The organism is Nocardia takedensis NBRC 100417 (assembly GCF_000308695.1).
Taxonomy (GTDB): domain Bacteria; phylum Actinomycetota; class Actinomycetes; order Mycobacteriales; family Mycobacteriaceae; genus Nocardia; species Nocardia takedensis.
In genome coordinates this window covers 33,476-53,564 of sequence record NZ_BAGG01000032.1, presented here as the reverse complement: position 1 = coordinate 53,564, position 20,089 = coordinate 33,476, and the positions used below count along the sequence as shown (strand labels likewise).

General features: G+C 69.0%; 17 protein-coding genes and 2 tRNA genes. 9 read left to right on the top strand and 10 right to left on the bottom strand.

From position 1 onward, the window contains the following. Positions 1–219 precede the first annotated feature (219 nt). Both tig and ON30_RS07320 read right to left on the bottom strand, forming a co-directional pair. Positions 220–1,629 carry a trigger factor gene (gene tig / locus ON30_RS07325; RefSeq protein ID WP_040705265.1) on the bottom strand — a complete coding sequence of 470 codons (1,410 nt, stop codon included), beginning with the start codon at positions 1,627–1,629 and terminating at the stop codon, positions 220–222. Between the two features lie 111 nt (positions 1,630–1,740). Next, complete coding sequence (locus tag ON30_RS07320) at positions 1,741–2,319, bottom strand: FKBP-type peptidyl-prolyl cis-trans isomerase (protein ID WP_040705109.1); 579 nt, start codon at positions 2,317–2,319, stop codon at positions 1,741–1,743. Positions 2,320–2,576: 257 nt separating this feature from the next. Between ON30_RS07320 and ON30_RS07315 the strand changes: the two genes are divergently transcribed. The 5 genes from ON30_RS07315 (at position 2,577) to ON30_RS07295 (ending at position 8,942) form a co-directional block, all read left to right on the top strand. Continuing rightward, positions 2,577–5,048 carry a phosphoketolase family protein gene (locus ON30_RS07315; protein ID WP_083911201.1) on the top strand — a complete coding sequence of 824 codons (2,472 nt, stop codon included), beginning with the start codon at positions 2,577–2,579 and terminating at the stop codon, positions 5,046–5,048. 223 nt (positions 5,049–5,271) lie between these two features. After that, a complete protein-coding gene (locus ON30_RS07310; RefSeq protein ID WP_051029030.1) occupies positions 5,272–5,682 on the top strand; it encodes a hypothetical protein in 411 nt (136 codons plus the stop codon). Then, positions 5,679–6,254, top strand: a complete 576-nt coding sequence (locus tag ON30_RS07305; RefSeq protein ID WP_040705107.1) for a hypothetical protein — start codon at positions 5,679–5,681, stop codon at positions 6,252–6,254. The genes ON30_RS07310 and ON30_RS07305 overlap by 4 nt, the downstream gene beginning before the upstream one ends. Then, positions 6,251–6,967: an ESX secretion-associated protein EspG gene (locus ON30_RS07300; RefSeq protein ID WP_040705106.1), complete on the top strand. Its 717-nt coding sequence runs from the start codon at positions 6,251–6,253 to the stop codon at positions 6,965–6,967. The genes ON30_RS07305 and ON30_RS07300 overlap by 4 nt, the downstream gene beginning before the upstream one ends. 361 nt (positions 6,968–7,328) lie before the next feature. Continuing rightward, the gene (locus ON30_RS07295; protein ID WP_040705104.1) at positions 7,329–8,942 is read left to right on the top strand and encodes a hypothetical protein; all 1,614 of its coding nucleotides are present in this window, start codon (positions 7,329–7,331) and stop codon (positions 8,940–8,942) included. Positions 8,943–9,175: 233 nt separating this feature from the next. Here the strand turns inward: ON30_RS07295 and ON30_RS07290 are convergent, their stop codons facing one another. From ON30_RS07290 to ON30_RS07275, 4 genes are read right to left on the bottom strand one after another with little or no spacing between them, the layout of a single operon-like run. Continuing rightward, on the bottom strand, positions 9,176–10,294 hold the full coding sequence (locus ON30_RS07290; RefSeq protein WP_040705102.1) for a tyrosine-type recombinase/integrase: 1,119 nt from the start codon (positions 10,292–10,294) through the stop codon (positions 9,176–9,178). After that, positions 10,294–10,512, bottom strand: coding sequence for a helix-turn-helix domain-containing protein (locus ON30_RS07285; protein ID WP_040705259.1), 219 nt, complete (start codon positions 10,510–10,512; stop codon positions 10,294–10,296). The genes ON30_RS07290 and ON30_RS07285 overlap by 1 nt, the downstream gene beginning before the upstream one ends. A 13-nt stretch (positions 10,513–10,525) precedes the next feature. Further along, entirely contained in the window at positions 10,526–12,250 is a 1,725-nt protein-coding gene (locus ON30_RS07280; protein ID WP_245553965.1) for a replication initiator, read from the bottom strand. Then, the gene (locus ON30_RS07275; protein ID WP_157183647.1) at positions 12,247–12,636 is read right to left on the bottom strand and encodes a hypothetical protein; all 390 of its coding nucleotides are present in this window, start codon (positions 12,634–12,636) and stop codon (positions 12,247–12,249) included. The genes ON30_RS07280 and ON30_RS07275 overlap by 4 nt, the downstream gene beginning before the upstream one ends. 501 nt (positions 12,637–13,137) lie before the next feature. Here ON30_RS07275 and ON30_RS07270 point away from each other — a divergent pair. Next, positions 13,138–13,875, top strand: a complete 738-nt coding sequence (locus ON30_RS07270) for a GntR family transcriptional regulator (RefSeq protein ID WP_040705097.1) — start codon at positions 13,138–13,140, stop codon at positions 13,873–13,875. A 293-nt stretch (positions 13,876–14,168) separates the two neighbouring features. Continuing rightward, the gene (locus ON30_RS38895; protein ID WP_157183646.1) at positions 14,169–14,771 is read left to right on the top strand and encodes a hypothetical protein; all 603 of its coding nucleotides are present in this window, start codon (positions 14,169–14,171) and stop codon (positions 14,769–14,771) included. A gap of 369 nt (positions 14,772–15,140) precedes the next feature. On the opposite strand, the gene ON30_RS07260 is transcribed toward ON30_RS38895, so the two are convergent. Beyond that, positions 15,141–15,214, bottom strand: a tRNA-Pro gene (locus ON30_RS07260). Between the two features lie 44 nt (positions 15,215–15,258). Beyond that, positions 15,259–15,332 (bottom strand) — tRNA-Gly (locus ON30_RS07255). A 522-nt stretch (positions 15,333–15,854) separates the two neighbouring features. On the opposite strand from ON30_RS07255, the gene ON30_RS07250 reads away from it, so the two are divergent. Next, on the top strand, positions 15,855–16,811 hold the full coding sequence (locus tag ON30_RS07250) for a GGDEF domain-containing protein (RefSeq protein WP_040705093.1): 957 nt from the start codon (positions 15,855–15,857) through the stop codon (positions 16,809–16,811). A 45-nt stretch (positions 16,812–16,856) separates the two neighbouring features. Here the strand turns inward: ON30_RS07250 and ON30_RS07245 are convergent, their stop codons facing one another. Continuing rightward, on the bottom strand, positions 16,857–17,657 hold the full coding sequence (locus ON30_RS07245) for an Fpg/Nei family DNA glycosylase (RefSeq protein WP_040705091.1): 801 nt from the start codon (positions 17,655–17,657) through the stop codon (positions 16,857–16,859). Positions 17,658–17,668: 11 nt separating this feature from the next. Next, a complete protein-coding gene (locus ON30_RS07240; protein WP_040705089.1) occupies positions 17,669–18,136 on the bottom strand; it encodes a ribose-5-phosphate isomerase in 468 nt (155 codons plus the stop codon). A 63-nt stretch (positions 18,137–18,199) separates the two neighbouring features. Here ON30_RS07240 and ON30_RS42210 point away from each other — a divergent pair, with 63 nt between their 5' ends. After that, positions 18,200–20,056, top strand: a complete 1,857-nt coding sequence (locus ON30_RS42210; protein WP_063719840.1) for a M48 family metalloprotease — start codon at positions 18,200–18,202, stop codon at positions 20,054–20,056. The last annotated feature ends 33 nt before the right edge of the window (positions 20,057–20,089 follow it).

Sequence of the window (20,089 nt, the reverse complement as noted above, 5' to 3'; positions counted from 1 at the left end):
GTTGAAAGCTACACAGCTCGTGAACGCGGTACAGCGCCCATCGCCACACAGCCATTGATCTTCGCTGTCACAAACAGTAACGAAGCAGGGCGGCGCCGAACTCCCGGCACCGCCCTTCTTCGCTCACAGCGCAAATTCGCTGACCTCACCTGCGCTGCGCGCGCGGACGCGCCGTGCCGACCAGTGCTCGACCACGCCCGCGCTCGGAAAATCCGGAACCTACTCCGCGGCCTTGTCGGCCTTGTCGGCCTCGGCCTCGGTCGCGTCGGCGGCCTCGAGCGCCTCGGCGAGCTCGTCGACGGAATCCTCCCCGCCGCCGAACATCTCGGAGGTGTCCACCGCGTTGCCCTCGGAGTCGGTGACCTTGACCCGGCCCACCACGCCCGCCAGCGCCTTGCCGCGGCGCACGTCGGCGAAGATCGCGCCGAGCTGGCCCGCCTGCTGCACCTGCTGGATGAACTGCTCCGGCGACAGGCCGTAACGCTGGGCCTGGAACAGGATCCGCTCGGTCAGCTCGTCCTGGCCGACCTGGGTGTTCTCCGCCTCGGCGACCGCGTCGAGCAGCAACTGCGTCTTGACCGACTTCTCCGCGGCTTCCTTGGTGTCCTTGTCGAACTCCTCGCGGCTGCTGCCCTGCGCCTCGAGCGCCTCGGCCAGCTTGGCGTCGTCGTGGTCGAAACCATGCACCGCGTCGTGGGTGACGGCATCGATCTCGGCCTTGACCACGGCCTCGGGCAGCGGCACCTCGACCTTGTCGAGCAGCGCCTCGAGCACCTTGTCGCGGATCGTGCCCGCCTGCTCGACCTTCTTGTTCAGCTCGACGCGCTTCTTCAGGTCGTCCTTGAGCTCGTCGAGGGTGTCGAACTCCGAAGCCAGCTGGGCGAATTCGTCGTCGGCCTCGGGCAGTTCGCGCTCCTTGACGCTCTGCACGGTGACCTTGATGACCGATTCCTTGCCCGCGTGCTCGCCCGCCACCAGGGTGGAGGTGAACTCGGCCGACTCGCCGGCCGACAGGCCGACCACGGCGTCGTCCAGGCCCTCGATCAGCTGACCGGAACCGACCTCGTGCGACAGGCCGGTGGTGGTGGCGTCGGCCACCTCCTCGCCGTCGACGGTGGCGGACAGGTCGATGGAGACGAAATCGCCGTTCTGCACGGCGCGCTCGACTCCGGTCAGGGTGCCGAAGCGCTGACGCAGCGAATCGAGCTGGGTCTGGATGTCGTCGTCCTCGACGGTGAACGCGTCGACGGTGACCTCGATGTCGTCGAAGTCCGGCAGCGCGATCTCGGGACGCACGTCGACCTCGGCGGTGAAGGCCAGCTCCTGGCCGTCCTCGATCTTGGTGATCTCGATCTCGGGCTGACCGATGACCTTCACCTCGGAGGTGGTGACGGCCTCGCTGTAGCGGCCCGGCAGCGCGTCGTTGACGACCTGCTCCAGGATCGCGCCGCGGCCGAGGCGCGCCTCGAGGAGTCGGGCCGGAGCCTTGCCCGGGCGGAAGCCGGGGATGCGGACCTGCTGCGCCAGCGCCTTGTAGGCGCGGTCGAAGTCCGGCTTCAGTTCCTCGAAGGGCACCTCGACATTGATCCGGACCCGGGTCGGGCTCAGCTGCTCGACGGTGCTCTTCACGGACATGCTCCTTGTTCGTCGTACGTGTGGTCGGTGGTTCGCGTCACCCGCGCACGGCGGGACGCGCATCCCGACCAGGGTAGTTGACCGGCCGGGCAGCGCTGCAATCGGTCAGCGGTTACCGACGGCGACGGCGTCGGTGACGAAGACCAGCGTCTCGTTGGGTTTGATGCCGTTGCCGCCCTTGCCGTAGCCGAGGTCCGGCGGGATGATCAGCAGTCGCCGTGTGCCCTGCTGCACGCCTTCGAGCCCTTGTTCCCAGCCGGGGATGACCTGGCCCGCGCCCAGGGTCAGCGGGAACGGCTTGCCGCGGTCGAAGGAGCTGTCCAGTTTCTGGCCGTCCGACCAGGTCACCAGCGAGTAGTTCATGGTGAGCTGCTGACCGGTGGCCGCGCCGGGCCCGCTGCCCGCGACCAGATCCTTGACCACCAACTTGGTGGGCGGATCGCAGTCGTCGGGCAGGGTGATGACGGGGTTCTCGCCGAAGCCGTTGCTGACCTCGACGTCGTCGGCGGTGCACTCGCGACCGTGGGTCTTGGTCGCCGGGGCGGTCGAAGCGACGGCCGAGGACGCGGACCGCGCGGTCGAACTCGCCGGTGCGGCCGAGTCGTCGTCGGAGCCACAAGCGGTGAGGGCGAACGCGACCGCGGCGACGACGGCGACTCCGATGATCCTGCCGATATTTCGCATGCGGCGGACCTTAGGCCACGCGCGCGTGAGCCGCACAACCGGACACCACCCCGCCGTATGCTCCCCGCCCGGCCGACTCGCGCGGTGCGGTGGCGCGCGGCCCGACGCTCGGTAGGCTGAGGTCGAATCCGCCCGCAGCTCACCCGACACCCTCGATCGCGGCCAGGGTCGATCGCGATCCGCCCCGAAGTCCAGCGCGGACGACGGCACTCCAGGTCGCGACCGCCCCTGTCATCAGTGTGAGGAGAGTTCGGCACATGACCCGAACGGCCGCCACCGAGGGCGACACCTCGGCCGACAACGTCGACAGCAGCGGGGGGCGCACCGTCGCACCGCGGCCCTACCGACTCGCCGAGGTCCCCGGCCCGTTGGACCGCGCGGAACTGCTCGCGCTGGACGCGTGGTGGCGGGCGGCGAACTATCTCGCGGTCGGCCAGATCTATTTGATGGCCAACCCGTTGGTGCGCGAACCGCTGCGGCCCGAACACGTCAAACCCAGGCTGCTGGGGCATTTCGGCACCGTCCCCGGCCTGAACCTGGTCTGGACGCACGCCAACCGCGCGATCCGGCGGCGCGCCCTGGACGCGGTCTTCGTCGCGGGTCCCGGCCACGGCGGTCCCGGCCCGAACGCGTGCGCCTGGCTGGAGGGCACCTACTCCGAGCTCTACAGCGCCATCCCCCGCGACGCCGAGGGCATGAAGGAACTGTTCGCCCAGTTCTCCTTCCCGGGCGGGGTGCCGAGCCACTGCGCCCCCGAGACGCCGGGTTCCTTCCACGAAGGCGGCGAACTCGGCTATTCGCTGCTGCACGCCTACGGCGCCGCGCTCGACAACCCCGACCTGACGGTGTTCTGCGTCGTCGGCGACGGCGAGGCGGAGACGGGGCCGCTGGCGGGCAGTTGGCACGCCAACAAGTTCCTCAACCCGCGACGCGACGGCGCGGTGCTGCCGATCCTGGCGCTCAACGAGTACAAGATCGCCAACCCGACCCTGCTGGCCCGCATCCCCGAGGACGAACTGCTCTCGCTGCTGCGCGGTTACGGGCACGAGCCGATCGTGGTCGCGGGCGACGACCCGGCCGCGGTGCACCAGGCGATGGCCGCGGCGCTCGACACCGCCCTGGACCGGATCGCGGCCGCCCAGCGGGCCGCGCGCGAGGACGGGGCGACCGAGCGTCCGCGGTGGCCGATGATCGTGCTGCGCACCCCGAAGGGCTGGACCTGTCCGCCCTACGTCGACGGCGACCAGGTCGAGGGCACCTTCCGCGCCCACCAGGTGCCGCTGCCGTCGGCGCGCACCGACGACGGGCACCGGGAAGTACTCGAACAGTGGCTGAAGTCCTACCGTCCTGAGGACCTGTTCGACGAGGCGGGCGCGCCGGTCGCGGACCTGCTCGACCTGGTGCCCGAGCCCGCGCGGCGGATGAGCGCCAACCCGGTCGCCAACGGCGGATCGATGGTGCGCGACCTGCGCCTGCCGGACTGGCATGAGTACGGCGTCGAGGTCACCGCACCCGGTGCGCAGGACCACGAGGCGACCCGCGTCCTCGGCGGCTGGCTGCGCGAGGTCACCCGGCACAACCCGCACAACTTCCTGACCTTCGCCCCGGACGAACTGGCCAGCAATCGACTCCAGGACATCCTCGAGGTGACCGGGCGCAACTGGCAGGCCGAGATCGACCCGCGCGACGTCGACCTGGATCGCCAGGGCCGGGTGATCGAGGTGCTGTCCGAGCACATGTGCCAAGGGCTGCTGGAGGGCTACCTGCTCACCGGCAGGCACGGTGTGTTCACCTGCTACGAGGCGTTCGTGCACATCGTCGACGCCATGTTCAACCAGCACGCGAAATGGCTCGACGCCAGCGCCCAGGTCCCGTGGCGACGGCCCATTCCCAGCCTGAACTACCTGCTGTCCTCGCACGTCTGGCGTCAGGATCACAACGGCTTCACCCACCAGGACCCGGGCTTCCTGGACGTGGTGCTGAACAAGAAACCCGAGATCGTGCGGGTCTACCTGCCGCCGGACGCCAACACCCTGCTCAGTACCTACGACCACTGCCTGCGCTCGCGGCACTACGTCAACGTGGTGGTCGCGGGCAAGCAGCCACAGCCCAGTTGGCTGTCGGTGCGCGAGGCGGAGGCGCACTGCGCGCGCGGACTCGGGATCTGGGAGTGGGCGGGCAACAACGACACCGTCGGTACCACGCCCGACGTGGTGCTGGCCTGCGCGGGCGACGTTCCCACGCTGGAGACCTTGGCCGCCGCCGAGATCCTGCGCCGCCGCCTGCCGGACCTGCGGGTGCGGGTGGTCAACGTGGTCGACCTGATGCGCCTGTCCCCCGCCGAGGAACATCCGCACGGCCTGACCGACAGCGAATTCGACAGCCTGTTCACCCGCGACCGGCCGGTCATCTTCGCCTTCCACGGCTACCCGTGGCTGATCCACCGCCTGACCTACCGGCGCGCCAACCACGCCGGGATGCACGTGCGCGGCTACAAGGAGAAGGGCACCACCACCACGCCGTTCGACATGGTGATGCTCAACGACCTGGACCGCTACCACCTGGTCGCCGACGTCATCGACCGTGTGCCCGCGCTGCGCGACCGCGCCGCCGGACTGCGGCAGGAGATGGTCGACGCCCGGTGGAACGCGCGTGCCTGGACTCGCGAACACGGCGCGGACATTCCCGAGGTGGCGCAATGGCGCTGGCCGGGTGAGTCGACCGTCTGACCGCCGACGCGCTGGGTGTCCAAGTCGGCCCCGAGGATCGCGGCCTCGGTCGCCCGGCCCGCGTGCTCGGACGATCGCGCTCGGCTCTCAGGCGTTCGCCTTGTGAACGCATCGTGCGAAGCCACAGTGGCCGTTCTCACGTGTCGGGGTACCGCACAGCGGCCCGAGAACCCACCTCCGGCGGATACCCCCACTGATAAACTGCCGAGCTTCAAGGACTTTGGTGTCGACCGAGATCGAGGGGGCCGGAACAGTGCGACCCGACGAGGCGCAGGCCGCCGAAGCCGGTGTGTACGAGGCCGCCGCGGCGGGCGAGTTCGCGATGCCGCAGGGGTCGGCGCGCCGACTCGAGGCCGCCTGCGACGCGCTGATCGAAGGGCTGGCACGGGCCAGGAGCGCGGGCGGTGAACTCACCGAGGTCGCCGGGTTCGCCCAACTGCCCTCGGGTGTGGCGCTGACCAGGGGGTTCGAGGACAAGGGGGTGCGGTACCGCGAGGTGCTGACCGAATTGCAGGAGGCCGCTTTGCGTCTGAAGGCCGGATATCTCGCGGCGGCCGCGTTGTTCGAGGAAGCCGACGCCGCCCGGCGCGCGGCACTGGCCGTGGCCGCCGACGAACTGGATGATCGACTATGAAGCCGCTCGGGCGACCCGCCGAAACCGACGATCCCTACGTTCCCGACCGCGAGGCCTTCGACGCCTTCACCCACGAGGAGATCTGGCGGCTGGTGCACGAAGCCCTCGATCCGGCCGCGCTGGGCCGCACCGCAGAGGGCTGGCGGGCCGGGGCCGACGCCCTCGAGCAGTTGTTCGAGGTGTTCGCCGCGGCGGTCCGCCAGGAATTCGCGGAATGGCACGGCCGGGCCGCCGACGCGGCCACCCGGGCCACCGAGGAATTCGTCCGCTCGGGACTGGCCGCCCAGGACGTGTGCGCCGCGGTGCACCGGCTCATGGAACAGAACTCCTCGGCCGCCCAGACCGTGCGCGACGCGATCCCGGCACCGGTCGCGCCGTACGTCCCCGACCCCGACCCGGTGCGCGAGGCCGTGGACGGCGGACCGCGGCGCATGGCCCACGACATCGCCGCCGCCACCGCGCTCGCGGACGCGCAGGACACGCTGACCTTCCTCTACAACTCGACACTGGTGGCCTCCGGGGACGCGGTGCCCGCCTTCCGGGAGCCGGTGCGCGGAGAGCCTGCGCCGTGAAGTGGGTCCTGAGCCCGGACGAGTTCACCTACGTATGGTCGGTGGAAACCGGGCTCGACCGGCGGCCCTATCCGATCAACATGGCCCACCGCGGCACCGTCCGCAGCGAGAACGACTGGGACAAGCTCGGACTCGTCGACCGGTTCGGCCGCAATCGCGATCCGGATCTGACCGGCGCGCTGGCGTTGTGCGCGCGCGGCGACGTCACCACCATCACCGTCTCCGGCGACCGCTACACCGCCGACGGCCGCACCGAGGATCCGATCCTGGCCTTCGGGGCCGCGCACCTGGTCTGGGGGACGGTGATCGTCGCGGGGCCGTGCGACGTCACCGTCATCGCGTGTCACGCGCGCCGGGTGTCGCGACATCTGGTGTCGGCCATGGGTTCCGCGCCCGCGGGCCGATTGGCCCCGATGCGCGAGCCCCGCGAGGCCGTGCTGGAGACCGGCCGGCACGCGCTGGACCGTTCGGCGGAGGCCGAGCGCGCCGCCGTCTTCCGCGATACCCTGCACCGGCCGATCGACGCGCGGGGCTTCATCACCGTGACGGTTGCGCCGGAGGATCCCATGTCGCCGCCCACCCGGCATCGCACCTGGCTCGACTTCAGCGACGACGGCCGCTACCTGTTGACCACGAGCACGGATCTGACCCTGGTGCCGGTCACGGACACGGCGCTCGGTTCGCACCTGAGTCGGATGGCCGCGATCCGTTGATCGAATTCCCATAGTTACCGGTCGGTATCGGCAGGGTGGGCGCTGACCGGTTTCCGGCGCCCCCACGACAGGGAATCCACCCGGCTCCCGCCGAGCGATCGGGACCTCGTTCGAGGCGCGGAACACCGCTGAGCTGCCCGGACAGAACGCGAACGAGCCCGACACAGTACCGGCTCCGTGAACGCGACATGTCCGCCCGCCGAATTTGCTGGGGGCGTGTCGCCCGCGCCACGCCGAGATCGACCCCCCTCGCGGCTAATCCACAGTTTCGCAGGCACCGCCCGATCGACTATGAATGGCATGTGCCGTTCCCATGTGTGATCACTTGCCAAACCTCGAACCTGCCCGGGCGGGAGTCGAGGTGACGATAGAGCATCCCATCGAGGACGATGTCAGTCAGCTGGCCCGGCGGGTCGAAAAGGCCCGAGGCAGACTGGCATACCAGTTCGATCCGGCGCTCACGCAGGCGCTGTCCGAGGACGAACTGCACGCCGAACGCGACCTCGCCGAGAAGATCCGCGGCCAGGATCGCTCGCAACGGTGGAAACAGGCGCAGGCCGCGGCCGCGGCCGCCGACCGGGCCCGCCAGACCACGGAAGAAATCGAGAAGGCCGACATCAGAGATCTACTGGTCGCTCGCAAAGCGATTGCCGCACAGCGGCGGGAATCGAGTCCGCACGCCAAACTGGCCTCGCTGTACCGTCACCGCGCCTGGTCACTGCGCGCGCTCGCCGGAGTGGTCGGTGCGGGCATGCTCTGGTCGGCGGTCAACGTCCAGCAGAACATCGCCCCCGGCGGCCCGGGCGATCCGCTGTACTGGTTCAGCTACCTCATCGAGGCGATGATCAGCGTCTGCTTGATCATCATCATGATCGGCACCAACAAGGTGTCCGAATGGGGTGTCATGGACAACCGCGGTCAGGTCGTGGCGGCCGAGATCGCGCTGCTCATGCTGACCGTCGGCCTCAACACCTACCCCTACGTGCGCGGCGGTCAGTGGTTCGACGCCGGCGTGCACGCGGTCGCGCCGGTGATGATCGGCGTGGCCCTGCTCATCCACGACGCCGCCAGCGCCCGCTACGGCCTGGCCATCGCGCGCGCCACCGACCAGGTCCGCGATCTGCCCGATCCGGCCGAGGTCATCCGCAGCAGGCTGCCCGATCTCGCGTCCTACCGCCCGGTGGCGATGGAGCTGTCCCAGCCCGGCACGGTCGTGATCGAGGCCGAGGCGCCCGCCGCCGAAGCCGAGCCCGCCTTCGACCCGCACGCCGAACCGGAGGGCCTCTACGAGCCCGCCGAACAGTTCGCCGACGACCCGGAGGCAGCCGAGGAGCAAGCGCCCACCGACGAGATCGAGGTCGAGCAGGCCGAGGAGCCGAAGCGTCCGGCCCCGGCCGCCGCGAAGCCCGTCGCGCAGGAGCAGAGCGAGCCCGCGCCTCGCCCGGCCGCGCGTCCCGCGCCCGCGAAACCCGCCGCCGCACCGGCGAAACCGGCCGCCGCCGCACCCGCGCCCGCCGCCGCACCCGCTCCGGCGCCCGCCGCCGCGAAAACTCCCGCCCCGGCGGCGCCGCAGCCCGCGGCCACGCCGAAGCGTGAGCCCGCGACCGCCCAGCGCGCTCACGAGTCGATCGCGGCCGCGTTCGCCGAGCCCGCACCCACGGTGAAGGCGGTCCCGTCCCCCATCGTCAAACCCGCCGACGTCCCCGTGGAACGGCCCGTGGCGAAGACGGCGGCTCAGCCCAAGAGCGGCCTGCGCAAGGTGGTGCCCTCCAAGTCCCGTGCCACCCCGGAACCCCGACCGGCCAAGAACGGCAAGGAGACCCCCGCCGTTCCCGCCAAACCGGATCTCCAGGTCGTCCCGGCCCCGGACCCGATCCACGACACCGGCCAGTTCCGCATCGCCGAACTCCTGGAACAGGAACTCGCCGAACTCCAGGCCGAACGCAGGCGCGCCCGCACCAGCCGCCAGCGCTGAACGACACCGAAAAGGCCCGTACTCCAAGGAGTACGGGCCTTTCTCGACTCTTCGACGAATGCGGTCGCCCACGCGCGGTGATCCGGGCGAGCGGGCCTCGAGCGAGGCGGTGTTCCGCGAAAGACTGTCGGGGTGACAGGATTTGAACCTGCGACCCTCCGCTCCCAAAGCCCTGGGGTTTCCGCTGGTCAGGGGTCATGCAACGTCCAGGCACGCGGCCTACGTGCGATATCTCAGTGCATCACGATTCCGGGCGGCAGCTTGGACGCGTCGCCCGTGCGTGCGATCTCGCTCAGCCGGTACGCGATCTCCCGGTCACGACCCGCGACCATGTGCATGTATCGCGACGCCGCCTGATCCGAGGAATGCCCAGCCCGCTTCTTGAGGTCCGCCAGCGTGGCCCCAGACGCCGCCGCGAGCGATTGGCCGGTATGGCGCAGGTCGTGGAACGTCCCGAGGAACCCGACCTGTTTCTTCGCCCGGTTGAACGCCTGCGAGATCGCATTGCCGCGCATCGGCGCACCGTCGCGGCCGACGAAGAACCGCACCGGCCCCGCCCACTCGTCGCGGTGAGCGATGACGTACGGCATGACGTGCGGCGGGATCGCGATCGGGCGACGACCGGCATCCGTCTTCGGGTCTTTGTCGAACGCCACGTCAGACTCCAGCAGTTCGACCCGGTTGCGCAGCACCCACGCGGTTGCCGAATCGGCGTCCACGAAGTCGGTGAGCAGCGCGCACAGTTCGCCGCGTCGAATCTCGCACCATGCGGCCATCAGCACCGCCGCCCGATACCGCGGAGTGATGGCCTGCACCAGCAGTTCGATCATGGCGGGCGTGGCAATCGGACGTTCCTTCGCCCGACTCGCTCCGGCACCGCGAATCTGACACGGATTGATCGACACCGCCCGTTCGCGGACAGCGAGGTTCATCACCGTACTCAAGAACCGATAGGACTGCGCGATCGAGGTACGTCCACCCGTTCCGGAAATGACCTTGGCGTACCAGGCCCGCACGATCGCGGGCGACATGGCGACCAGCGGCACGTCCAGCAGGTCACCCATGTGCAGCCGCATATTGCGCAGGCAGGTTTCCTCCCACCGCCGACCGACCTCGGGATTGTCGCGAAGGTACGCCTTCGCGTAGTCCTCGAAGCGCTGTCGCCCGAGTCCATCATCCAGCCATGTTCCCCGGCTGATGTCGGACTCGACCTTGACCAACCACCGGTCCGCGTCGGTCTTGGTGCGGAACGTGTTCGGCGCATTCTGACGCTTCCCGTTCGGCCCGATGAACGACGCCTGGAACTTCCCGGACGGCAGCTTGCGGACGTTGCCGAAACGGCGTCTCGCCATCAGGCCACCGCCTTGCCACCGTGCCACCGAACCTCGATCGGCTCGACCCGACCCGCCTGCGCGAACGCCTCCAGGTCCGAGACTTTGAATCGCACGTGCCCGCCGACTTTGTAGAACACCACCCGCCGTTCCGCGACGAGCCGACGGATGAACCGCACGCCGGTTCCGAGGTAGGCAGCCGCCCCCGACACGTCCAAGTATTCGCTACGAGCCTCCATGACCACCACTCCTCTACGCCGCCGAGTTCGGCGAATCTTGTTGTGGCTGAACGGTTTCACGTGAAACAGGCGGTGGCGACGACGCCTCCCCGAGGGCGATCGCGGCGCGGTTGTACTCGGCGCGTTGGGCGATCTTCTGGGTGACCATGCGCATGATGAGGTGCTCGCGTGGGGGCACGTTCGGGTCACCCGGTTCGGCCGGGGCGATCTTCCAGTGCGCGGACTGCTCGCGCGTGATCCCGACCTCGGCCAGGCGCTCACGGACGAACTCGACGCGGTCGGCCTTGTGGTCGGACAGGTCCTTGCCGGTCCACTTCCGCGACACCAAAACCCGACGCCCGCGCATCCCCAACGTGTCGCGCCGGTGTGCCTTGCCCTTGCACACGCCCGGAATGGTCTTGGCCTTCGCGCCCTTCGGGACCACGCCGTAGCGGAACCACAGCCCACACGACGCGGAGCACGGGGTTCGCTGGAGTTCGGCGTGGAGTCGGTCGTAGTGATCGTCGGCGCGGTCGGTCGCCGCTTCCAGCACGTCACCGACCGACTTGGTCAGGTACTTGGTCAGGTAGCCGATGTGACGTCCAGCCTCCTCGGTGCCGCCCAGGATGCCCTTGATGTCGATCTGGGAGCCGAAGCGGATCACGTGCGCGGGTTCGAGATCATCCACGGTATCCATGACGTTGAGTGCTTCGTCCCAGGTCGGGACGGGTTCGCGGGTGTCGGGGTCCACGAACCGGTTGCGCTGGTAGTCCCAGAACGGCAACCGACCAGCGCTGTAGACCTCGCGGTCGTGGTGGGGCCACCACACCTGGTGGTAGGTCGCCGCGACCACCTGGCGGATCAACTCCCGCGAGTCCGAGCCGCGTACCGCGATGTGGATGTGCGGTGCGCCGCGTTTCTGCGGTTCCACCGTCGCGAAGTACTGGATGTCACGGCCGGTCGCGCGCCGGTAGTTCTGCACGAACCGGTCGAACAACGCCGCGAAGTGGATCGCGTCCCGCGCGGCTTGGCGGTAGTCGTAGCTCGACGGGTCGACCGGTGCGCCGTCGGAGACCGGTTTGCCCTTCGCGTCGACACCGGCCCCGTCCCGATGGATACGCCCGTAGGAGGGCAACGTGAGGGTGATGAACATCGAGGGCCGGTACTTGCCCGCGTACACCCGCCCCACCGTCGACTTACCCACCGTCTTGCGGGGCAGGTCCGGCGCGGCCTGCTGACGACGAGTCGACCGCTTCCGGGCTGTACGCGGCTCCGGATCGAGGGGCGGGAGCTTGCCGCGGATTCCCGAATCGCGGAGTTCCTGGTCGAGTTCGGCGACGACTTCGGCGATACCGTCCATCGCGTCGCCGTCCCCCGCCTCCTTGGCCTGGGAGTACTCCTCGGCCAGGGCGGTGCGGGCGGTGAGCAGGTCTGCCTGCTCGGTGGTGGGTTCGTTCTTCACCGTCTCGGGTTCCTTCTCGATGTGCCAGCCCTCGCGGCACTGCTGGATACGGAGCAGACGCGCCCTGGCCGCACACCCGGGACAGACGCACTCCATGGTCGATTTGCACGGGGCGGCAACGTATTCGGTGGAGCCATCCGCCTTGGTGGCATGCATCGCCAGGGGTCGGCGGCACACCTGGTGCTGCTCGGCCATCGACGCCGCCAACTCGACCACGTTCAACTGCGCGCGCCGATCCGCCGCCGTCTCACGCGGGACAGCAGCGGTATCGGTGTCGGTGACCTGATCGACGATCACGCGGGCTCCCCCGCCGCCAGGTCGTAATCCTCGGCGTGCGCGTCGAGGTCGACCACCTCGGCACCGGCGCAGGTGTAGACGATCCACTCGACCGGGTCCATGCCCATCACCAACGCCGCGAACTCGGTCGCCTGCGGAAGGCACGCGTTGTAGGTCTTGCTGTAGCCGTAGGTGAGCAGCCCGTACGCCTGCCACCGATCCTTCAACTCCCGGAACGCCTTCGAGGTCCAGTCGTAGCCGCACTCGTCGGCCAACGCGATCGACATCCGATCCGGCCGCGACAACAGCCACGACAACACCGCCTGCTCCCGCACCGGAAGCACCTCACGCCCGAGCAACAACACATGCGCCTCGGCCTCGGTCACCCGCTCACCCACCGCGATCACCGAACCCACCGCGTCGGAGCGCCACCATCATGCGGCCAGCACTCGTACACCGTCTGCCCCGCCGGACGCGGGAACTCGACCACCGTCGCCGCCGACGCGGCCACCCCGGCAGGAGTCGTCTCGGTCAACCCGCCCGTGCAATCGCAGCGACCGCACGCCGTCTCCGGGTCAATGTGACCGTCCACGTACTCGCTTCCACCGCAGCGCGGGCACACTTCCCACACCGATCGGGCGTGGTAGGCGATGCACTCCGCCGACGCGCACCCCGGCTTGCAGCAGTAGATGCAGTACCCGACGAAGTTCAGACGCGAGGGGCGAAGCGCCGCCGCTGTCGCTGTTCCGTGAACCCGCATGATGACCTCCGGTTGTCCGCTTTTGACCCGTATTCGTATGCTAGCACGCGAACTCATCGCGTACTAGCACGCGCTTGTCAAGGGGGATGAAACCGCAGTTGATAGACTGGTTCGTCAGCTAGCACGCGAATGCCAGGAGGTATTTCCCATGTCGCCGACAGTGGACCGGCCCGCGCCCGCCTACATGCAGATCGCGGAGCACTTCCGAGTCCAGATCAGGAACGGCGAGCTGACCGAGGGCACAAAGCTACCGTCCGTCATCGAAATTTCGCAGGGCTGGCAGGTCGCTTCCGCCACCGCAGCGAAGGCCATCGCGCAGCTACGCGCGGAAGGCTACGTCCAGAGCAACAACCAGGGCACGTTCGTCTCCATCGCGCACAAGCAGACGACCGGCCCCGACCGTCTCCAGATGTTCCGGGCGACCGGCAACGGCTACCGCCCGAACGAAACGGTCGAGGTAGTCAGTTCAGCCCTGGTCGACGCGGATTCGACCGTCACCGAAGCGTTGTCACTGCCCGAAGGTTCGACAGCGGTCGCACGCCGCCGCGTCTACCGCGATGACCGCGGAGTGGTCACCGTCTCGACGTCATGGCTTCCGGGCGAACTGGCCGAAGCCGCACCCGAACTCCTGTCCACGGCCCCGCTTCCGAAGATGACCTTCGGCCTGATCGAGGAACGCACAGGACGCCGAGCGGTTCGCCGCCGCGACGTAATCGCACTCCAGCCCGCACCGGCCGATGTCGCCAACCTGCTCGGACTTGAGACCGGAACCGACTGCCTCACCATGACGAACCTCTACTGGGACCAGGACGGCAACCCGACCGAGTACGCCGTCGACTTCCTCGGCCGTGACCGCGAACTCAGCGCCGAGTACCCGATCGACTAGGCGCAGGTCTCGTACCGAGGTTGTTGCCGAATTCAGCTATATAGGATCAAGAGCGCCCCGGCGGCGCTCCGCGCCGCCGCCGCGCACGCCACGCAACGGCACCCTCCTCGTACCTCGTCGGGCACCGGCGCGGCGGTGCGTCGGCGGATGGGATCGCCGCCAGGGCGCGAACTGGGTCCTGTCGAGCCGATATCGTCGGCGCCCTACTCCGGTCGACTCACATACGAGCTGCCGCACGGGCTTCGCTCGCTTGCCACATAGCTTCTCGTGAGGCAACGCTGTAAGTTTGCGCCATGTCCGGAACGGTCATCGTTGGCGTGGCTGCCCTAGTCGCAGCAACCATTTTCAACGTCCTGACGCTCAAACGGTCAAGCGCATCTCTCAAGCTCGCAGAGGCGACCTACCAGCGGGCCGAGGAGCGGTGGCGTCACGACAAGGACAACGAGCACACACGCAGCCTGGGTGATGCGGTGGTCGCACTTTCGTTTCAGGTCAGTGCGTGTGGCACCCATGCCAATATGGCCGCACAGATGGCCCGGGCGCTGGCCGAGGCGATCGAGACGAACGAACCCGGAAACATCCGTGGCAGCTATCGAACACAACTAACGCTGCACAACCTGAACAAGCTCCAGCCCGCGACCAACGATGTTCTTAGCGCGGCGCTGTCAGCTCGGCTGCTGACCTCGGACGACACCTTGCAGGAGCGCATGATCACAGTGACCAACGAGAACTTCGCGACCGCAACGAGCATCAGCAAGCTCAGTAAGAGCGTGACCCCTGGTCAGCTTCGCGAAACCGCAGACGAAATCGAGGCCATACGCGAACGCTCAAATCAGGCAGTAGTGGACATGCTCAATCATGCACTTCAGAACTTCCCGCGCGAGCCATCGAAGTAACCGTCTCCGCGCGGCTATCCTCGCGACCTCCGGTCGCGTGGCCCTGGTCTGTGGTGGCCTGCATTGTGATCCCGCGCCCCTCACACCTCAAGGGCGCGACAAGTCGCGTCGGCACGCCGATGGCCCAAGGGCCACCCTTGACCTGCGAGCCTCTGCGCGTGACGGGCAGGCCCTATGGGGCAGGCGGGTAGCCAGCCCCCGTCATGCGCAGGCCACCACTGACCAGGGCCAAACGTGGTCCGGCCGTGCGATCTACGTGCGATAGACACCGGCGAATCGCGGTCAAATCCGGTAGCGAACGGCTATCCGGCAATGTTGCCGAAGAACGGGCGAAGGCCCCTGACCTGGGCCGCGCTCCGCGAAAGACTGTCGGGGTGACAGGATTTGAACCTGCGACCCTCCGCTCCCAAAGCGGATGCGCTACCAAGCTGCGCTACACCCCGTGGCCCTCGTCGGCCGATGGCCTCGGCGAGGATGAACTCGTGTGTGGAGCGGGTGACGGGAATCGAACCCGCACCATCAGCTTGGAAGGCTGAGGTTCTACCATTGAACTACACCCGCAGGCATACGACACCGATGGGATCGCCACGATGTCGTGTGCGCACCGACTGTACCGAATGCGCCACCGAAAATGCCAATCGCCCCCTGCTCGGACGACTGTGTCACAGGTCACTCCCCCGCGGATCCGACCGACTTCGCCACGTCCGGGGGGATCGCGCGGTCGGCCGCGGCTTCGAAAACCGCCGTCGAGCGGCGGATTCATCCGATTTCGGGCATACTTCTGGCATGTCACCGCGCGAACGTCCGGCGAACCGGGATTGATGTGTAACACCGGGGGTCCCGGAACGATCACACAACCGATCGCCATTCGTCGGGCGTCGAAAACTCGTTGTGAAACGGCGTTTTTCAGTGCCGGGTGGCTTGCTAGGATCCTTTTTGCCGGACGGGGGTATCTGGAAAGGGGGCGGTGAACGTGCACCAACCACGGTGGACCCAACCGCATAGCAGTAGTGATCGGGGTGAAACCGGTCCCTGTGCTCGCACGGGGCAGGGTGCCGACGTCGACCCGGTCGGGTGAGCGCGATGTCTGCCGACACCGATCCGCCCGTCGCCGCGATGGCGCGCGCCTGGGCACGCGCGGTCTGCGCGGAGCCCGGTTCGCACACGACTCCGCAGCAGTTGGAGCCGGTCCTGGTCCAGGTCGTCCAGTGCCTGCTCGATCTCGCGCGTTTCGAGCCCTTCCCGGTCCCCGCCGCCCGCGAACTCGGCGCGCTGCTGGCCGATCCCCCTTTCGAGCGCACCCGCATGCTGGCCCAGGCGAGCCGCTGGCTGCTCGGTTTCCCCTCCGGCAGGCCGGGTTCGCTGGTGGCCACCCGCTGGCCGTTCGTGGCCAGCCAGGCCATCGACAGCTACGCCCAGGCCCTCCAGGAACGCGCGCTGGCCCAGCAGGAGCAGAACATGACCGCCAAGGTCTCGCTGCGGGTCCAGGAGATCGCGGCGCTGCAACATCGACTGCGGCACGAGGCCACCCACGACGCGCTCACCGATCTGGCCAACCGCACGCTGTTGCAGGACAGGGTGCGCCGGATGGCGGCCGACCCGACCAGCCACGTCGGCCTGCTGCTGATCGACCTGGACAGGTTCAAGCAGATCAACGACGGCTACGGGCACGCGGTCGGCGACGAGGTGTTGGTCGAATTGGCCAAGCGGCTCAAGGAGATCTGCCCCTCCGACACGGTGATCTGCCGTTACGGCGGTGACGAATTCGTGCTCGCGGTCAACCGCGACGCGCACACGCTGATGGAGATCTCGCACAAGATCGTGCACGCGCTGCGCGACCCGGTGTGGTCGACGGCGGGTCCCGTGCCGGTCTCGGCGAGTGTCGGCACCGCGCACACCGCACCGGGGTCCCCCTGCGATTTCACCGATCTGCTGCGTCGCGCCGACCGGGCGATGTACACCGCCAAGACGGCGGGCGGACGGCGGTTCGCGTTCTCGGATTCCGACGAGCCGGAGATCGACGCCGCGGTCGCGGGCTGAGATCGCGACGCGGGGCATCCGCACTCGGAGAAGGGGGCTTCGGCGTCAGTCCGGTTGACAGCCGGGGCACCAGAACAGGTTGCGCCCCTCCATGACCGCGTGCAGGACCGTCGACCCGCAGATCCGGCAGGCCGCGCCCGCGCGGCGGTAGACGTAGGTCCTGGGGCGGTCGGGGGCGTAGGACGGTTCGCCGTGATCGTGTTCGGGACGCACGACATGCATTCGCCCGGTGGCGACTCCGACCGGCATCAGGTCGACCAAGTCGTCCCAGAGGGCCTGCCACAGTGCGGCTTCCAGGGAGGTTCCCGGGCGATACGGCGAGATCTCGTGCCGGAACAGCACTTCGGCCCGGTACACGTTGCCCACGCCCGCGATCACCGACTGATCCATCAGCAGCGCTCCGATCGCCCTGCGCGAGCGCGTGATCCGCTGGAAGGCCCGTGCGGGATCGGCGTCCCCGCGCAACGGGTCGGCGCCCAACCGGTCGGTCAGCGCCTCGACCTCCGGCGGCGTCAGCACCTCGCAGGCGGCCGGTCCGCGCAGATCGGTGCCGAAACCGGACCCGCCGACCATGCGCATCCTGACCTGCCCGATCGGCTCGCCCATCGGCAGTTCGGCGTCGTAGAACTTGCCGTAGAGCCCCAGGTGGACGTGCACGGTCGCCCCGGACGCGTAGTGGTGCAGCAGATGTTTGCCGTGCGCCTCGGAGCGCTCGAGCACCTGTCCGTCGACCGAGGCGGCGCCGTCGGCGAATCGCCCCTGCGGACTCGACACCCGCACCACCGACCCGGCGAAGCGTCGCTCGTGCAAGCGGGCCAGTCGGTGCAGGGTATGCCCTTCGGGCATTGTCCAGCCGCCTAGACGGTCGCCGGGGCCACGCCGGACTTCTCGTACTCGGCCAGGATGTCGATACGGCGCTGGTGGCGCTCCTCGCCCGACCACGGGGTGGCGACGAACGCGTCGACGATGGCCAGGGCCTCGTCGGTGCTGTGCATACGGCCGCCGATGCCGATCAGTTGCGCGTTGTTGTGCTCGCGGGCCAACTTGGCCGTCTCCACGCTCCAGGCAAGCGCGCAGCGAGCGCCCGGCACCTTGTTGGCGGCGATCTGCTCGCCGTTGCCGCTGCCGCCGAACACCAGTCCGAGGCTGCCCGGATCGGCGACGGTCCGGCGCGCGGCGTCGATGCAGAACGCCGGGTAGTCGTCGAGCGCGTCGTACTCGAGCGCGCCGCAGTCGACGACCTCGTGGCCCGCCTCTTCCAGATGGGCCTTGACAAGATTCTTCAACTCGAAACCGGCATGGTCGGCACCCAGGTATACGCGCATGGCAGCGATTGTGTCAGGCGCTCTCGGGATGCCGACGGCGGGGGAATGAATAGAGTTCCTGCCATGCAGTCCGACGACCAACGGCATCCCTCGCTCATGACCGCGGATTCCGGTGGCGGGCCGACGGGTTCGACTCCGGTGATCAACCCGGCCGGGTGGGACCCGGCCGCCGGGCCGCCGGGTTGGCTCCCCGGCTATCAGTCACCCGACACGATCTACGGCCCGAAACCGCCGGGCCCCATCCAGCAGGTCCGCGGACTGTCACCGTTCGGCATGCCCGCCCGGCACACCCTGGAGGTGCCGCTGCTCACCGTGATCGTGGTGATCACGGGCCTGTTCTTCGTCCTCGGGCTGATCATGACGCTGGCCGGGTGGATCCCGTTGCAGATCTCCGCGCCGCTGCTGTTGGCCCCGCTGCTGCTGTGGCTGCAACGCGGCATGCTGTTCGCGCAACTGCGCACCAGCGGCATCCGGATCACCCCCACCCAGTTCCCCGACGCGCACCGCATGGTCACCGAGGCCGCCCACCGCTTCGGGATGGCCAAGACGCCCGACGCGTACGTGGTGCTCGGCAACGGCGCGATCAACGCCTTCGCCTCCGGACACGGCTTCCGGCGCTTCGTCGCCGTCAACAGCGACCTGTTCGAGATCGGCGGCGCGGCACGCGATCCCGACGCGCTGGCGTTCATCATCGGCCACGAGGTCGGCCACATCGCCGCGGGCCACGCCTCCTATTGGCGGTGGCTCGGCATGTACGTGGTGCCGTACCTGCCGATCCTGGGCGGTTCGCTGCGACGCGCGCAGGAGTACACCGCCGACAACCACGGCTACTGCTACAACCACCGCGGCGCGCGCGGCGCGATGAACACCCTGGCCGGCGGCAAGTACCTCAACGCGCTGGTCGGCTTCGACGAGATGGCCGACCGGGCACCGGCCGAACGCGGCTTCTTCGTCTGGCTCTACAACGGCCTGGTCAGCCATCCGGTACTGACCTGGCGCATGTGGGCGCTGCGCGACCGCACCAAACACGGCAATCTGCTCTGGCGGCCGACCGCGCCGCTCGCCGCCCTGCCCACCGGCGGATTCCCCGGCTACGGCGGTCCGCCGCCTTCGGGCGCCGGCAAGTACGGCTCACCGGGCGGCCTCGGATCGTCCGGGCCGCAGCCGGGTGGAGACGGCCCGCACACCGGACCGCTGCCCCGGGTACACGGCCCGCAGGGCAGCTTCTCCTCCCCCGCCCACGGACCTCATACCGGCCCACTGCCCCAGTTCGGCGGAGGAAATCCGGCCCCGCCGCCGTATCCCGGCGGAACCGGACACAGCGGACCGCATCCGCAACCCGGCCAACCGGGCCTCCCTGGGCAGTACTGTGCACCCACGGTCGGTCCCCACACCGGTCCGTTGCCGCGATTCGGCGGACCGCAGGGCGGATACTCCCCGCCGCCCGGAAGCCACGGCCCGCACACCGGCCCCGGCCAACCGTTCTCCGGCGGACCTGCGCAGCACTCCGGAGCGCACCCGCCCGGCGGACTCGGACATGGGAGCGGTCCGCATCCCCATCCCAACGGACCGGCAAGAGAGAGCGGACCGCATCCGCTCTCCGACACCCACCGGACCGACCCGGCGATCGTCCCGGCAGCAGGCAGTCGCCCGCCGGAAGTTCCGCGTGACGCGACGCCCCCGCACGACGCGCCCGCCACTCCGGAGAGCTCAGCGCCTCCGGCCGAGCGACCCGCCACCGAGAAGGAACCCGAGGCCGACTCGATCCCGACGAGCGTGCCGAATCCGGTGTCCACCGAGAAGTCGGCCGGAACCGTCGGGCCGGACAGCTCGACCTCCGACCGGCCGTCGGCCACCGACGCCCCCGCACCGAAAAACGCCGACGAGAAGGCCGACCCGCCGGACACCGCTCGCCCCTGAGCACGGTGTGGCGGCGAGTCCGCCGCCACACCG

Excerpts from the sequence above, each read along its gene's own strand:
- ON30_RS07250 (WP_040705093.1), top strand. The coding sequence starts at position 15,855 with ATGTCTGCCGACACCGATCCGCCCGTCGCCGCGATGGCGCGCGCCTGG.
- ON30_RS07320 (WP_040705109.1), bottom strand. The coding sequence starts at position 2,319 with ATGCGAAATATCGGCAGGATCATCGGAGTCGCCGTCGTCGCCGCGGTC.
- ON30_RS07305 (WP_040705107.1), top strand. The coding sequence starts at position 5,679 with ATGAAGCCGCTCGGGCGACCCGCCGAAACCGACGATCCCTACGTTCCC.
- ON30_RS07290 (WP_040705102.1), bottom strand. The coding sequence starts at position 10,294 with ATGGCGAGACGCCGTTTCGGCAACGTCCGCAAGCTGCCGTCCGGGAAG.
- ON30_RS42210 (WP_063719840.1), top strand. The coding sequence starts at position 18,200 with ATGCAGTCCGACGACCAACGGCATCCCTCGCTCATGACCGCGGATTCC.
- ON30_RS38895 (WP_157183646.1), top strand. The coding sequence starts at position 14,169 with ATGTCCGGAACGGTCATCGTTGGCGTGGCTGCCCTAGTCGCAGCAACC.
- ON30_RS07270 (WP_040705097.1), top strand. The coding sequence starts at position 13,138 with ATGTCGCCGACAGTGGACCGGCCCGCGCCCGCCTACATGCAGATCGCG.
- ON30_RS07245 (WP_040705091.1), bottom strand. The coding sequence starts at position 17,657 with ATGCCCGAAGGGCATACCCTGCACCGACTGGCCCGCTTGCACGAGCGA.
- ON30_RS07240 (WP_040705089.1), bottom strand. The coding sequence starts at position 18,136 with ATGCGCGTATACCTGGGTGCCGACCATGCCGGTTTCGAGTTGAAGAAT.
- ON30_RS07315 (WP_083911201.1), top strand. The coding sequence starts at position 2,577 with ATGACCCGAACGGCCGCCACCGAGGGCGACACCTCGGCCGACAACGTC.
- ON30_RS07285 (WP_040705259.1), bottom strand. The coding sequence starts at position 10,512 with ATGGAGGCTCGTAGCGAATACTTGGACGTGTCGGGGGCGGCTGCCTAC.